The 14,244-nt window shown below is 66.8% G+C and carries 10 protein-coding genes; 6 read left to right on the plus strand and 4 right to left on the minus strand.

Translation table 11 applies throughout. The features are described 5' to 3' along the window. Positions 1-48: 48 nt before the first annotated feature. The gene (rplI, locus tag H7H34_RS12245) at positions 49-639 is read left to right on the plus strand and encodes a 50S ribosomal protein L9 (protein WP_067215803.1); all 591 of its coding nucleotides are present in this window, start codon (positions 49-51) and stop codon (positions 637-639) included. 140 nt (positions 640-779) lie between these two features. After that, entirely contained in the window at positions 780-1,511 is a 732-nt protein-coding gene (locus tag H7H34_RS12250; RefSeq protein ID WP_185925333.1) for a class I SAM-dependent methyltransferase, read from the plus strand. Between the two features lie 123 nt (positions 1,512-1,634). Here the strand turns inward: H7H34_RS12250 and H7H34_RS12255 are convergent, their stop codons facing one another. Beyond that, a complete protein-coding gene (locus H7H34_RS12255; RefSeq protein WP_120267668.1) occupies positions 1,635-2,165 on the minus strand; it encodes a DUF3291 domain-containing protein in 531 nt (176 codons plus the stop codon). A gap of 330 nt (positions 2,166-2,495) precedes the next feature. On the opposite strand from H7H34_RS12255, the gene tyrS reads away from it, so the two are divergent. After that, positions 2,496-3,752, plus strand: a complete 1,257-nt coding sequence (gene tyrS / locus H7H34_RS12260) for a tyrosine--tRNA ligase (RefSeq protein ID WP_185925334.1) — start codon at positions 2,496-2,498, stop codon at positions 3,750-3,752. A gap of 90 nt (positions 3,753-3,842) precedes the next feature. On the opposite strand, the gene H7H34_RS12265 is transcribed toward tyrS, so the two are convergent. After that, a complete protein-coding gene (locus tag H7H34_RS12265; RefSeq protein WP_185925335.1) occupies positions 3,843-7,118 on the minus strand; it encodes an AsmA-like C-terminal domain-containing protein in 3,276 nt (1,091 codons plus the stop codon). 196 nt (positions 7,119-7,314) lie between these two features. Between H7H34_RS12265 and H7H34_RS12270 the strand changes: the two genes are divergently transcribed. From H7H34_RS12270 to H7H34_RS23735, 3 genes are all read left to right on the plus strand, one after another. Next, positions 7,315-7,788 (plus strand): peroxiredoxin, encoded by a 474-nt coding sequence (locus H7H34_RS12270; RefSeq protein ID WP_120267665.1) that lies wholly within the window; start codon positions 7,315-7,317, stop codon positions 7,786-7,788. A 63-nt stretch (positions 7,789-7,851) separates the two neighbouring features. After that, the gene (locus H7H34_RS12275; RefSeq protein ID WP_185925336.1) at positions 7,852-8,748 is read left to right on the plus strand and encodes a ferritin-like domain-containing protein; all 897 of its coding nucleotides are present in this window, start codon (positions 7,852-7,854) and stop codon (positions 8,746-8,748) included. A 178-nt stretch (positions 8,749-8,926) separates the two neighbouring features. Next, on the plus strand, positions 8,927-10,264 hold the full coding sequence (locus tag H7H34_RS23735; protein WP_185925337.1) for a peptidoglycan DD-metalloendopeptidase family protein: 1,338 nt from the start codon (positions 8,927-8,929) through the stop codon (positions 10,262-10,264). A gap of 98 nt (positions 10,265-10,362) precedes the next feature. On the opposite strand, the gene prfB is transcribed toward H7H34_RS23735, so the two are convergent. Next, positions 10,363-11,494, minus strand: a protein-coding gene (gene prfB, locus H7H34_RS12285; protein WP_120267662.1) for a peptide chain release factor 2 whose coding sequence is annotated in 2 segments (ribosomal slippage) — positions 10,363-11,424 and positions 11,426-11,494 — 1,131 coding nt in all. Because the reading frame shifts where the segments join, the coding sequence is not laid out codon by codon here. 204 nt (positions 11,495-11,698) lie between these two features. Continuing rightward, complete coding sequence (locus H7H34_RS12290) at positions 11,699-14,140, minus strand: penicillin-binding protein 1A (protein ID WP_208996665.1); 2,442 nt, start codon at positions 14,138-14,140, stop codon at positions 11,699-11,701. Positions 14,141-14,244: the final 104 nt, after the last annotated feature.

Below are 14,244 nucleotides of genomic sequence, written 5' to 3' on the forward strand. Positions count from 1 at the left end.
CCGTCCCTAACCGCGCAGGACGCGGGACAGACGAAAAGGATCACCGAAATGCAGATCATTCTTCTCGAGCGCGTCGCCAAGCTCGGCCAGATGGGCGAAGTGGTGCGCGTGCGCGATGGCTTCGCGCGCAACTACCTGCTGCCGCAGGGCAAGGCGCTGCGTGCCACCAAGGCCAACCTGCAGCGCTTCGAAAGCGAGCGCGCGCAGCTTGAAGCTCGCAACCTCGAGCGCAAGTCGGAGGCCGAGTCGGTCGCCAAGACGCTCGACGGCCAGACCTTCACCGTCATCCGCCAGGCTGGCGAGACCGGCCAGCTCTACGGCTCCGTGTCGACCCGCGACATCGCCGACGTGATGACCGAAGGCGGTTTCTCCTCGGCTCGTTCGCAGGTTCGCCTCGACCGTCCGATCAAGACCATCGGCCTGCACGAGGTTGCCGTCGTCCTTCACCCGGAAGTCGAGGTGTCGGTCACGCTCAACGTCGCCCGCTCCGCCGACGAGGCCGAGCGCCAGGCGCGCGGTGAGGACCTCACCGGCCGCGAGCAGGACACGTTCGAGTTCGAAGAGGACGAGGACGAGGATGCCGAGGGCGAGGAGGCCGCTGAGGCCGACGCCGAGGCTGACGAGGAAGAGGCTCTCTGAGCCGCTTTCCAAAAAGCACCGAATTGAAAAGGCCCCGCTCTTGCGGGGCCTTTTTGTTTGGCAAGGTTGCCGGCCGCGGCCATTGCGCGGGGCAAGCGAACCGGCGAATACTCGCGCTCCCCCTGCCGAAAGCGAAAAGCATGGCCCAGAACATCTACGACGATCCTGATTTCTTCGCCGGCTACAGCCAGCTGCCGCGCCAGGTCCACGGCCTGGCCGGCGCGCCCGAGTGGCCGGCGATCAAGGCCTTGCTGCCAGACCTGGCCGGACGCCGGGTTGCGGATCTGGGGTGCGGCTTCGGCTGGGCATCGCGCTGGATGCGCGAGAACGGCGCGGCCTCGGTTCTGGGGCTCGATCTTTCTCGCAACATGATCGATCGCGCGATCGCGGATACTCACGACGACGCGATCTCCTACCGTATCGCCGATCTGGAGACGCTGGAGCTGCCGCACGCGGCCTTCGACCTCGTCTACAGCGCGCTGACGTTCCACTACGTCCAGGACTTCGCGCGCCTTGCGCGGATGATCGGCGATGCGCTGGCGCCGGGCGGCGAGCTCGTCTTCACCATCGAGCACCCGATCTTCATGGCCGCGGCCCGCCCGCTTTGGATGCAGGACCACGACGGCCGCAAGACCTGGCCGGTGAACGGCTATTCCGTCGAAGGAGAACGGCGCACGGACTGGTTCGCCAGCGGCGTCCTGAAATACCACCGCACCATTGCAACGACCCTGAACACGCTGATCGAGACCGGCTTCCGGCTGCGGCGCATCGACGAGTTCGCGCCGACGCGGGAACAGATCGCGCAGACCCCCGGGCTGGCCGAAGAGCTGGAGCGCCCGATGATGCTGCTCGTCGCAGCGGTCAAGGACTAGCGGAAAGCCCGCGATGAGGAGGCCGAGACTGGCAAGGGAAAGGCTCTCTGAGCCGCGTCCCGCAAGCGCTGACTTGAAAAGGCCCCGCTCCGGCGGGGCCTCGTTTGTTCTGGCAGGGCAGTCTCAGAAATTCTCGCCGGCCCTGCGGAGCTGCTCGATCCGCGCCTTTTCCAGTCTGGTCGCGCGCCCGGCCTCGTCGAACGGCACCTTGAAATTGAATGCCGTTGGCGTCGGCCCATGGTCATGCAGATGCTCATGGCGGACAACAGCATCCGCCCAGCTGGGCGGGGCCGTATCCATGTGCCACCACATCACCAGCGGCGGCCATGCCGGCTTGTCGAACCATTCGCGACCGCGCTTCAACGCCGCTGCGTGAAGGCCGAAATAGGTGAACACGAACAGGGACTCCAGATCCCTCCATAAGGACAGGGTTGCTGGCGACCACCCGTCTCCGCGCTCCTCGTAGAACCTGGGATAGACCTCCGCGCCCCACGAGGGCGGGCCGGGATCGGAAGCATAGCCGGAGCGCGCAATCAGCCCCTCGCACCGGTCCGCCAGTGCCAGGATCGGGTCGTTCAACTGCTGAAAGCCCTCGTTGGCCGGATCATCGGCGGGCTTCCTGAAGATACCGAACGTGTAAAGAGCCAAGGGCATCCGATGCCTCCCTCGAGGAAACCGGGTTTCACGGCGTCGGCCCGCCACGCTCCCGTTCCCCTGTCACCGCCGCGTCATCCGTTCCTGCTACCAAAGTTTCGATGTCGGCGCGACCCAACCCTCGCCCGGCCTCGACCCGCAAAACTTCACAGCGGCCGGCTTGTCCGGCCGTTTTTTTGTTCGCGGTTGCGCGCACCGCCGCTGCTTGCGCTTTTTGCATGGCAGCCGCCAGCGGCCTGATTTGTCCGTGATCTCCGCAGCGAGTTCGGCTAAGAAATGCGGGCCCTTTCGGGGCGCGTTTCATGTCACCACAAGATGCAGATTGGCAAGATGACCGGATTCAAGTCGGATTTCCTGAGGACCCTTAGCGAGCGTGGCTTCATCCACCAGATGTCGGATGAGACCGGGCTCGACGATCTCCTGCGGACTCAGACGGTCACCGCCTATATCGGCTATGATCCGACGGCATCCAGCCTGCATGTCGGTCATCTGATGCAGATCATGATGCTGCACTGGTTCCAGGCGACCGGCCACCGGCCGATCTCGCTGATGGGCGGCGGCACGGGCATGGTCGGCGACCCCTCCTTCAAGGAGGAGGCCCGCAAGCTGATGACCGTGGAAATGATCGAGGACAACATCGCCTCGATCAAGCGCGCCTTTTCCAACTACATCGACTACGACAAGGGCCCGCTCGGCGGCGGCCTGATGATCAACAACGCGGACTGGCTGCGCCCGCTCAACTACCTGGAGTTCCTGCGCGACGTCGGACGCCATTTCTCGGTCAACCGGATGCTGTCCTTCGACAGCGTGAAAACCCGTCTCGACCGCGAACAGTCGCTGTCCTTCCTCGAATTCAACTACATGATCCTGCAGGCCTACGACTTCGTCGAACTGGCCCGTCGCTACGACTGCCGGCTCCAGATGGGCGGCTCCGACCAGTGGGGCAACATCGTCAACGGCATCGACCTTGGCCACCGCATGGGCACCCAGCAGCTCTATGCGCTGACCTCGCCGCTGCTGACCACCTCGTCGGGCGCGAAGATGGGCAAGACGGCCTCGGGCGCCGTCTGGCTCGATGCCGATCTGCTGTCGGTCTATGACTTCTGGCAGTACTGGCGCAACACCGAGGACGGCGACGTCGAGCGCTTCCTCAAGCTCTTCACGGTTCTGCCGCTGGACGAGATCGCCCGGCTTGCCGCCCTTGGCGGCTCGGAGATCAACGAGGCGAAGAAGGTGCTCGCCACCGAAGTCACGGCCATCCTTCATGGCCGCAAGGCTGCCGAGGAAGCGGCCGAGACCGCGCGCCGTGCCTTCGAGGAAGGTGCGCTGGCCGAGGGCCTGCCGACGGTGGAGATCGCTCGCGGCGAGATTGAGGCCGGTCTCGGCCTGCTGGCCGCCTTCGTCACCGCCGGCCTGTGCGCCTCCAACGGCGAGGCCCGTCGGCAGGTCAAGGGTGGCGGCCTTCGCGTCAACGACGTGGTCGCAGAAGACGAGAAGCGCGTGCTCGGCACGTCCGATCTCGTGGACGAGGGCGTCATCAAGCTCTCGCTCGGCAAGAAAAAGCATGTGCTGCTGAAAGCCGTCTGAGCGCTCGACCGCCCTTCGACACGGCCGACACGACTGCAAACCCCGGGCGCCCGCGCCCGGGGTTTCATTTTTCAAAGGCGCGTCGGCCCCTCAGCGGTATTCGAAGATCTTGCGGAAGATGCCCGGCGCCATGGCAGAGGCCGGGTTGACCGTCAGCACCGGCTCGGCCAGCGAGCCGGTCAGCCGGTAAGTCACGCCGATCAGCCCCTCATCGGAGCCGCCGCCGAGCGCAAAGCCCAGGATCGGGATCTTGGCGAACAGGTTGTTGAGCGCGAAGACCGGCACGAACGTTCCGGTCATGTCCAGCGAACGCGCCGCCAGATTGACATTGCCCGACACCGTGCCGCCGATGGTCGGGCCGGCCAGCGTGCCGTCGGTGATGGTCAGCATGTCGCCACTGCGACGGAACTCCAGATCCAGCGCGCTGAACGTCGCCTCGCCGCTCCGTTCGGCCGCGGCCAGCAGCTGCTGCCTGCGCGGATCGCGCGCTTCGAGCACCCCCGGGCTGCGCGCAAGCTCGCGGATCGCCGGGTCCTCGGTAATCGCCAGCCGCTTGATCTTGAAGCGGCCGATCCAGTCGCTGGCCGACGGCATGGCGACCGACAGGATGCCGACGCCGCCGCGCATGCGGTCATAGAGATTGGCAAAGCGCAGGATCGCTCCGGTATCCTGGAACGTGCCGGTCAACTCGCGTCCCTGCCCCTCCCCGGTCAGCTTCGCCTGGAACGTCGTCTTGCCGCCGGACGCGCCTGACAGCTCAAGCGCGCGCAACTCGCCGCCGGACTTGGACATGGCGAGCGACACGCCGGACAGGGTTACGCCGTTGAAGCCGATCAGCTGGCCGACCTCGGCATTGATCTTGAGTGCGGTCTTGTCCGCGGCACCGCCCTTGCTGCTCCCGCTCAGGCTGGCGATCAGCCCGCGCGCATCCAGCCGCGTTGCCTGCAGGTCGACGGTGATCTGCCGCCCGCGCTTGGACAGCCGCAAGCTGGCCTCGTCGCTTGCCCGCAAGGCGAAGCGCGAAAACTCCGCCCGCTCCAGATCGCCGGCAGCCGTCAGCGTGATGCCGCCGTCGATCTCCACCCCTTCCGAGGTCAGGCGGAAACCGCGGATCTCGCGGCGGCCTTCGACCTCGCTCATGCGGAACACCGCACGCGCGGCAACGCCGGGGCTCTTGCTCCAGCCAACCTCGGCCAGCTCGATGCTGGCCCGCGTCAGGTCGACCTCGTAGGACTGCCCGGCATCGGTTTCCTCGGTCGACAGTTTCAGCGGACCATTGACGAAGCCGCGAATGTCGATGCCGCGATCTGCGAGCTGTTCCGCCGTGACCTCGATCACGACCCCCTGCCGGGCGACGACGGCCTCGCCATTGGCATTGTCGAAGGGCACGACGAGATCGAGATTGGCCGGCAAGCCGTCGAGCCGCCCGCGCCCCTTCAGCGACAGGCTTCCCTCGTCCACCGCGAAGGTCAGATCGGCACGGCTCAGCTTGTGGCCGCGGATCGGCCGATCGCTGGTGAACCCCTTGAGCGAGCCGGCAAGATCCCAGTCCACATCATCGACCCGCACGTCCTTGACCAGGGCGAAGGTGGCGTTGAGCGTCATCTCGCCCGAGCCCGCCACATCGTCGGGAGCAAGGTCGTTGCGCGACAGCACCGTGAACGGTTCGGCGTCCAGTAGTGTCGCCAGCGACTTTGCCGGCCCCTTGGCCGTCAGCTTCAGGACGCCGGTCTTGTCGCCGCTCTCGCGGATGTCCGGCACCTTGAACACCGTGTCGCTGATGGCGATCTGTTCGCCCGGCCGCGCCACCATCACGCCGGAAGGCGACGTGATCGTCAGCACTTCATCGGCAACCTGGATGCGGCCGGACAGGCCCTGCGCCACCGGCACCGTGCCGACGGTGCTGAGGCTGAGATCGGAGAAAGCGATGTCGACCTGTACGTCATCACCGGCCCAGCCCGGCGCCTCGTCGTCCACATCGAAGGCGGGCGGGCGCAGCGACACCGTCGCGCGTCCTCCCTCGATCCGGCCGTCGACGACATGCTCGATCACCCAGGCTCTTGCCGGCGGCATCATCGTGATGGGCCACAGCCGCTTCAGCGTGGCGACCGACATCGCGCCGCTCTGGACGGCGAGCGCCATGTAGGGACCGTCCTCGCCGATGCGCAGCGAGCCGGCGCCGTCCATTTCCGCCGACCCCGACCGCAGCGCCAGCTTGTCGAAATGGATCTCCTGCGTGTCCAGGTCCACGCGCCCTTCCGCCAGGAACCTCTCCATGGCAAAGGGCGGCCCCGGAACATCCGACGGGCCAATGCGGGCATCGCGCGACACCACGCGGAAGGACCACGCCTCCTGCCATTCTCGCGGAGGCTCGACCACCCCCTCGAACGGCAGGAAGGTGTTGCCCCTCTGGTAATTGGACGGGACGATGCGGAAGCCAGGCGACCCTGCTTCCCAATAGAGCTGGACGTCGATCGTGTCGAAGCCGACCACGGTGCGCCCGGTGTTGATCCAACCCGGCGAGACGATCACGCCCGCACGCGTGGTGCCGAAATTGCCTTCCGCGTCGACCGTCACATCGAGGCGCCCGCGCACAGGAATGCCGAGCCCCTTGCCCGCCCCCACCGAGGCGTCGATGGGCACGAACTCGCCGAGGGAAACGTCGTACACATCGACCCGCATCAGGCTTTCGCCGGTCTCCGCATCGGTGGAACGGCTCGCCTTGGCCTTCCACTGGCCGAGCCGGCCGGCAACCTGCGCGTCGACCTGCAGCGTGCCGTCGGCAGCCCTCGTCAGCTCCGCGTCGATGCCGCGCATCCGGTAGGTCTTCTCGCCCTCCAGCACGATCTCCGCGGAAACCAGTTCGATGCGGGCAATGCCGCGCTGCGCCAGTTGCCCCACGGCAAGGCGAGCGGTGCGGTCGGCCGCTTCCGCGACCACGGCCATATCGGGGATCTCGCTGGAAGATGCCGAGCGCGCCGCTCGCGCGATTTTCAGCCTGGCATGCTCCAGCCGGATCTCGGCCGGATGCAGGTCGCCGGTCAGCAGTGCTGCCGCATCAAGGGGGGCGGACACACGCGGCACGTGCAGCGACAGGTCGCTGTCGGCATCGACCTCGACGGAAAGATCGTGCAGCTCCACCTTTGGCGGCAGGCCTTCGGACAGGTCCACCGTAACCGCCCCGACCTCCAGCGTCGTTCCGGGCATCGAGGCGCGCTCGGCGATCATTCGCGCGAGATAGGGCACGGAAACCGGGCCATTGCCGAAGGTAACGATCAGTCCGCCGAACACCGCCAGCAATAGGACGCCGAGCGCCGCCAGGACATAGGTCCTCGTCCGCCACAGCCGAGGCTTGCGACGCAGCACGTCTCGCAGCGGCCTGTCACGATGTATGAGGCGTTTCAGCAGTGTCCCGGTCCTTTGGGCATGGCAGTCTGATCATCCGCGATTCGCGGAAATCATTGTATGGCGCAAGGGGGATCCGCGCCTGTCTGCGATGCGTATCTGCAACCGGCGAGGAAACTTGCACCTTTCACTCTCCAAATGACCAAAGGAAGGCAGAATGACGGAAATCACAGCCGGAAACGCCGCCCCTGATTTCGAGCTCGAACGGGACGGTGGCGGCACGCTGCGCCTGTCCGATCTGCGCGGACGCAAGGTGGTGCTCTACTTCTATCCGAAGGACGACACACCGGGTTGCACCAAGGAGGCGATCGCCTTCACAGCACTGGCATCGCAGTTCGAGGCGGCCGGGGCGGTCATCGTCGGCATCTCGCCGGACACGGCGGCAAAGCACGACAAGTTCAAGGCCAAGCACGACCTTTCGGTGATCCTTGCCGCCGACCCGGATTCGGCCGTGGCGACCGCCTGGGGCGTGTGGGTCGAGAAGTCCATGTACGGCAAGAAGTACATGGGCGTGGAGCGCTCGACCTTCCTCATTGACGAGGCCGGCAAGATCGTCGAGACGTGGCGCAAAGTTAAGGTGCCCGGCCACGCGGAAGCCGTGCTGGAGGCCGTCCGCGCCGCCGGCGGCTAAGCCGGGCAAGCGCTGCAGGCGCCGGATCCGTCCGGCGCCGCTCCCGGCGCCAGCGGAGATCACATGCAAGTTCCCCCAGACAGCACGGTTCGGCCTCACGGTTCCCACACCCGCGTCTCGCCGGGCAAGGCGGAGACGGCGGACTACACCCCTGCCTCGCTCGCCTGCGGCGCACGGCGAGTCGTCGCCTCCCGCTCGCTCGATGAAAAGACCAACGTGGCGCACGCCACCGCCCGCGCCTGGTTCGGCCGCACGCTTTCGTTGCGCCGACGGACGGGCAGCGAGCGCATGCCCGACCAGCCGGGACGGCCGGACACGCCCGTCCTGCTGCCGCCGCGCGACATGCCCAAGCGCGCCGTCGGCGGAACGTCCGGGCGCATCGCCCTGCTGCACTCCCTCGCCCATATCGAGCTGAACGCCGTCGACCTGACCTGGGACATGGTCGGGCGCTTCGCCGACCGGGCGCTGCCCCGCTCCTTCTTCGACGATTGGGTGCGCGTCGGGCTGGAGGAGGCCAAGCATTTCTCGCTGCTGCGCCGGCGGCTGGAGGATCTCGATTCGCATTACGGCGCCCTTCCCGCCCATCACGGGCTGTGGGAGGCCGCCGAAAGCACCGGCGACGACCTCGCCGGGCGCCTTGCCGTCATCCCCCTGGTGTTGGAGGCGCGCGGCCTCGACATCACCCCGCCGATGATCGAGAAGGCGCGCGGGCGCGGCGATCCGGAGACGGCGGCGATCCTGGAGATCATCTATCGCGACGAAAAGCGCCACGTCGCCTTTGGCGCCAAGTGGTTCCGCTATTTGTGCGACAAGGAACGCTGCGACCCCGAGCGGCGTTTCCAGGATCTGGTGCGCCGTCATTTCAAGGGCGGGCTGAAGCCTCCGTTCAACGACCGGGCACGCTCCGAGGCCGGCCTTACGCCCGGCTTCTACCGTCCCCTCGCCCGCCTGATCGGCTGATCGGATTCTCGAATTCGGACAGTTCCTTAGCTTTTGTTAACCTTAACGGGGGCATGATCGGATCCGAAGAAGGTGCCGCGTATGTGTCTGGCACCGCCGGGAACGGGTCCACAGACGAATGACAGGACACGCAGGAAACGGCCGCGGGGGTTTCGGCAAGCGGAAAGAGCCGCACCGGGTGATTATCGCCCGTGGCGACAATGTCCGCAGCTTTACCATTTCCCCGCTCGTGGCAGGCCTGGCGACTGCGGTCGGCACCATGCTCGCGGTCGGCTATATCGGCGCCACCGCCTATCTCGTCCTGCGCGACGACATCATCCAGTCTTCGGCCGAGCGCCAGGCGCAGATGCAGCTGTCTTACGAGGACCGCATCGCCTCGCTGCGCTCGCGCATCGACCAGCTGACCAGCCGCCGCGTGCTTGAGCGCCGCAGCATCGAGGAGCAGCTCGCCGACGTGGTCGAGCGCCAGCGCGATCTCGACACGAGGCAGGCGCGCGTCTCCGGCCTGCTGGCCAAGGCTGCCGAGAACGGCATCCGCGTCGCGGTCGGCAGCCCGGTGCCGGCGGCAAAGCCCGCAACACCGGTCGTCGCGCTCGGCTCGATCGATGCTCCGACCGGCATCGGCGGCACGCCCGAACCCATCGAGATTTCGCCCGTTCTCAGCCTGCGCGGCACCAAGGCCGACTACAATGCCGCTGCCGAAGCCGCCGCCCGTCAGGGCGCCGCCGCTCCCGGCAAGCCGCTGCGAGACCTTGCGCCGGAGGCAGCCGCCTCCCAGCCCCAGACGCCCGCAAGCCAGCCTGCCCCCGACCAGCGCGTGGAGTTGATCGACAACGTCAACGCCGCCCTCGACCGCATGGACGGCGAAGCCCACGCCGCGCTCGACGTCATCGCCGTGACCGCGGAGCGCGACGCGGTGACCATCGCCGATGCGGCCGACGAGCTCGGCCTGCAGCTTGCCGGCGTCAAGACGGACCTTGCCTCCAGCCAGGGCGGTCCCTTCGTTCCGCTCACTGGCTCCGATTTCGACTCGCGCATCGAGCGTGCCGAAAAGGCGCTGCTCGCCCTCTCCCAGGTCAAGGAAGCCGCCCGCGGCATCCCGCTCGCCTCGCCGGTCCCCGGCGCCGAGCTCTCCTCCTCCTTCGGCCCGCGCGTCGATCCGTTCCTCGGCCGCATGGCCATGCATACAGGCCTCGACTTCCGCGCGACCACGGGCGTCGCCATCCGCGCACCCGCCCCCGGCAAGGTGATCTTCTCTGGACGCAACGGCGGCTACGGCAAGTCGGTCGAGATCCGCCATCCCAGCGGTGTCGTCACCCGCTTTGCCCATATGAGCAGCATCAGCGTGAGCGAAGGCGACGAGGTCGTCACCGGCGACCGGCTCGGCTCGGTCGGCTCGACCGGGCGCTCGACCGGCCCGCACCTGCACTACGAGGTCCGCGTCAACGACCGGCCGCTCAACCCCATCCGCTTCCTGCGCACCGGCGAGAAGATCGCCACCTTGCTGCACGACTGATCAAGACCGGCGGGCAATGTGTAGCCCGCCCCGCAACGACAAACGGCGCCCCGAGGGGCGCCGTTTTCGTTTCTGCAGACAACTCCGCCGGGAAGGCGTCAGTCGACGTCCTCGACCGCATCCGGAGCGCCGCCGAAGGCGCGCTGCGCCAGCGTGGCTTCCATGAAGTCGTCGAGGTCGCCGCCCAGCACGCCGGTCGGGTTCGTGCTCTCGACGCCCGTGCGCAAGTCCTTCACCAGCTGGTAGGGCTGCAGCACATAGGAGCGGATCTGGTGGCCCCAGCCGATCGAGGTCTTCGATGCGGCCTCGGCATTCGCCTTCTCCTCGCGCTTCTGCAGTTCCAGCTCGTAGAGCCGCGCCTTCAGCATCGACCAGGCGGTCGCCCGGTTCTTGTGCTGCGAGCGCTCCGACTGGCACTGCACCACGATGCCGGTCGGCTGGTGGGTGATGCGCACCGCCGAGTCGGTCGTGTTGACGTGCTGGCCGCCCGCGCCCGAGGCGCGGTAGGTGTCGATGCGGCAGTCGCTCTCGTTGACCTCGATCTCGATCGAGTCGTCGATGACCGGATAGACCCACACCGAGGCGAAACTGGTGTGCCGGCGCGCCTGGCTGTCATACGGCGAGATGCGCACCAGCCGGTGCACGCCCGATTCCGTCTTCAGCCAGCCATAGGCGTTCTCGCCCTTGATCTTGAGCGTCACCGACTTGATGCCGGCTTCCTCGCCATCATGGAGTTCGAGCGTCTCGACCTTGTGGCCGTGCTGCTCCGCCCAGCGGGTGTACATGCGCAGCAGCATGCTCGCCCAGTCCTGGCTCTCGGTGCCGCCGGCGCCGGAGTTGATCTCGACATAGCAGTCGTTGCCGTCGGCCTCGCCCGACAGGAGCGAGGCGATCTGGCGCTTGTTGACCTCGCTGCGCAGCGCCTTCAGCGCCTGCTCGGCCTCGCCCACCACGTCCTTGTCGCCTTCCATCTCGCCGAGCTCGATCAGCTCGAGATTGTCGGCAAGGTCGGCTTCCAGCTTGCGCACGCCCGTCAGCCCGTCGTCGAGCTGCTGGCGTTCGCGCATCAATTTCTGCGCCTTCGTCGGATCGTCCCAAAGGGTCGGGTCCTCGGAAGCGGCGTTCAGTTCATCCAGACGGACAATCGCGTTGTCCCAGTCAAAGATGCCTCCTCAGCAGGCTTATGGCCTGCTTGATTTCGTCGACCACGGCCTCGGTTTCAGCGCGCATCGCTGTCCTTTCTCGCCAGTTGGGGGTTGCAGTTCGAAAAGATGGAAACCGTCCTCGCCACAGGCCTGACGGCGCTTCCGTTTCGGTCGCGGACCATAGTTGATCGGGCCGCCAATCGCAAACGCCGCGGCCGGGTCTCCCCTGCCGCGGCGTCGAAGCTGTCGGGTTCCGCTCCCGGCACTGCCGGGGCGGAACATTGCCGGGTCAGTACAGGCCGCCGGTACCACTCATGACGGCCTGGCCCGCCTCCGGCGAGACCGTGCGCGGAATGCCGATCTCGTCCTGGAAGCCGATGATCGAATACTCGTCCGGCGGAGCGGTGCCCGGCTTGAAGCCTTCCAGGATCGTGCCCGGCGTGCCGGCGCCCGCGCGCAGGCCCGTCTGGCGGTTGATCGGGATCAGCTGCAGGCCCTTGGGCACGCGGAACTCGACCGGCGGCGCATCCTTCAGCGCAGCCTGCATGAAATCGATGAAGATCGGCGCCGCCACCTGGCCGCCCGTCGCACCGCGTCCCATCGGCTTCGGCGTGTCGTAGCCGACGAACACGCCCACCGTCAGGTCCGGCGTGAAGCCGACGAACCAGGCGTCCTTCTCGTCGTTGGTCGTGCCGGTCTTGCCGGCGACCGGACGGCCGAGAACCTTGACGCTGGTGGCGGTGCCGCGCTGGACCACGCCTTCCATCATCGAGGTGATCTGGTAGGCGGTCATCGGGTCGAGAACCTGCTCGCGATTGTCGACCAGCTCCGGCTCGGGCTGGTCTGCCCAATGATCGGTCGCGCAGGTTTCGCAGATCCGCTCCTCATGCCGGTAGACGGTCTTGCCGTAGCGGTCCTGGATGCGGTCGATCAGCGTCGGATGCACCTGGCGCCCGCCATTGGCAATCATCGCATAGGCAGTGACCATGCGCATGACCGTGGTCTCGCCCGCGCCCAGCGACATGGACAGGACCGGCGTCATCGCATCGTAGATGCCGAAGCGCTTGGCGTATTCGGCCACCAGCGGCATGCCCATGTCCTGGGCAAGGCGCACGGTCATCACGTTACGCGACAGCTCGATGCCGACACGCAGCGTCGAGGGACCGTAATACTTGCCGCCGTAGTTCTGCGGCCGCCACATCGGCAGGCCTGGACCCTGGGCGATCTCGAACGGTGCGTCCATGATCACGCTGGAGGGCGTATAGCCGTTGTCGAGCGCGGCCGCGTAGAGGAACGGCTTGAAGGCAGAACCCGGCTGGCGATACGCCTGCGTGGCGCGGTTGAACTCGCTCTGGGAGAAGGAGAAGCCGCCGACCATCGCCAGCACGCGGCCCGTATAGGGATCCATCGCCACCAGCGCGCCGGAGACGCTCGGGAACTGGCGCAGCTCGTACCCTTCGCCCTCGCCCTTCTCCACATAGATCACGTCGCCCGGCGACAGCACGTCGCCCGCATTGGTCGGCGAGCGGCCGCTGATGCGGGCCCACTTCATGCCGGACAGCGGCAGGCTGACCCGCTCGCGCTCGGTCGACAGCTGGCCGTTGGTCTCGCGCGTCGGCTGCAGGCCGATCTCAGCCGCCTCGCCGGAGACCGACAGAACCACCGCCAGACGCCACTCGGGAACGTCCGGCATGCCCTCGATCTTGGACAGCTCGACACCCCAGTCGGCCGCGCCCGGCTCGATCTTCTGCACCGGACCGCGCCAGCCGCCGCGGCGCTGGTCGAAGGCGATCAGGCCGTCCATCAGCGCCTTGCGCGCCATCACCTGCAGTTTCGGGTCGAGGGTCGAGCGAACCGACAGGCCGCCTTCGTACAGGCGCGTCTCGCCGTACATGCTGGCGATCTCACGGCGCACTTCCTCGGAGAAATATTCGGACGCGAACAGGTGGGTGCCGCGCGAGCGCAGCTTGACCGACAGCGGCTTGGCCTTGGCTTCCTCGCCGGCCAGGCTGTCGACATAGCCGTTCTCGACCATGCGATCGATCACCCAGTTGCGGCGCTCGATGGCCGCGTCCCGCTCGCGGAACGGGTGGTAGTTGTTCGGACCCTTGGGAAGGGCGGCGAGATAGGCCACCTCTTCCAGGCTCAGCTCGTGCACCGACTTGTCGAAGTAGAGCAGCGAGGCCGCGGCCACACCATAGGCGCCGACGCCGAGATAGATCTCGTTGAGATAGAGCTCGAGGATCTCGTCCTTGGTGTAGGCCTGCTCGATGCGCAGGGCCAGGATCGCCTCCTTGACCTTGCGCTCCATCGACACTTCGTTGGTCAGCAGGAAGTTCTTCGCCACCTGCTGGGTGATCGTCGAGGCGCCCTGCGGGCGGCGGCCGGAGCCGTAATTGCGCACATAGGCGACCGCGGCACGCGCGATGCCTTCCGGGTCGATGCCCAGATGCGAGTAGAAGTTCTTGTCCTCGGCCGAGATGTAGGCCTGCTTCAGCAGATCCGGGATGGCCTGGATCGGCAGGAACAGCCGCCGCTCCTTGGCGTATTCCGCCATGAGCTGGCCGTCGGCCGCATGAACGCGGGTCATCACCGGCGGCTCGTAGTTCTTGAGCGCGGTGTAGTCCGGCAGGTCCTCGGACATGTCCTGGAGGAACAGCCAGACACCCGCGGCCACGAGCAATCCCAGCACGGCACCGATGCCGAACAGGTAGCCGAAGAGTTTGATCAGGAACTTCATATATCCGGCTCGTCTATCCCGGTAATGTCGATCTTGCGTCGCAGGTCAGGCCGGCGCGCTTTGCACCGCCGCACGCCCCGGCAGCTTGCCGGTCC

This window comes from Stappia sp. 28M-7, from assembly GCF_014252955.1.
In the GTDB taxonomy this organism is placed as follows: domain Bacteria; phylum Pseudomonadota; class Alphaproteobacteria; order Rhizobiales; family Stappiaceae; genus Stappia.

What these genes read in the sequence shown, in the direction of transcription:
- rplI (WP_067215803.1), top strand. Translation starts at nt 49, where the DNA reads ATGCAGATCATTCTTCTCGAGCGCGTCGCCAAGCTCGGCCAGATGGGC.
- H7H34_RS12250 (WP_185925333.1), top strand. Translation starts at nt 780, where the DNA reads ATGGCCCAGAACATCTACGACGATCCTGATTTCTTCGCCGGCTACAGC.
- H7H34_RS12255 (WP_120267668.1), bottom strand. Translation starts at nt 2,165, where the DNA reads ATGCCCTTGGCTCTTTACACGTTCGGTATCTTCAGGAAGCCCGCCGAT.
- tyrS (WP_185925334.1), top strand. Translation starts at nt 2,496, where the DNA reads ATGACCGGATTCAAGTCGGATTTCCTGAGGACCCTTAGCGAGCGTGGC.
- H7H34_RS12270 (WP_120267665.1), top strand. Translation starts at nt 7,315, where the DNA reads ATGACGGAAATCACAGCCGGAAACGCCGCCCCTGATTTCGAGCTCGAA.
- H7H34_RS12275 (WP_185925336.1), top strand. Translation starts at nt 7,852, where the DNA reads ATGCAAGTTCCCCCAGACAGCACGGTTCGGCCTCACGGTTCCCACACC.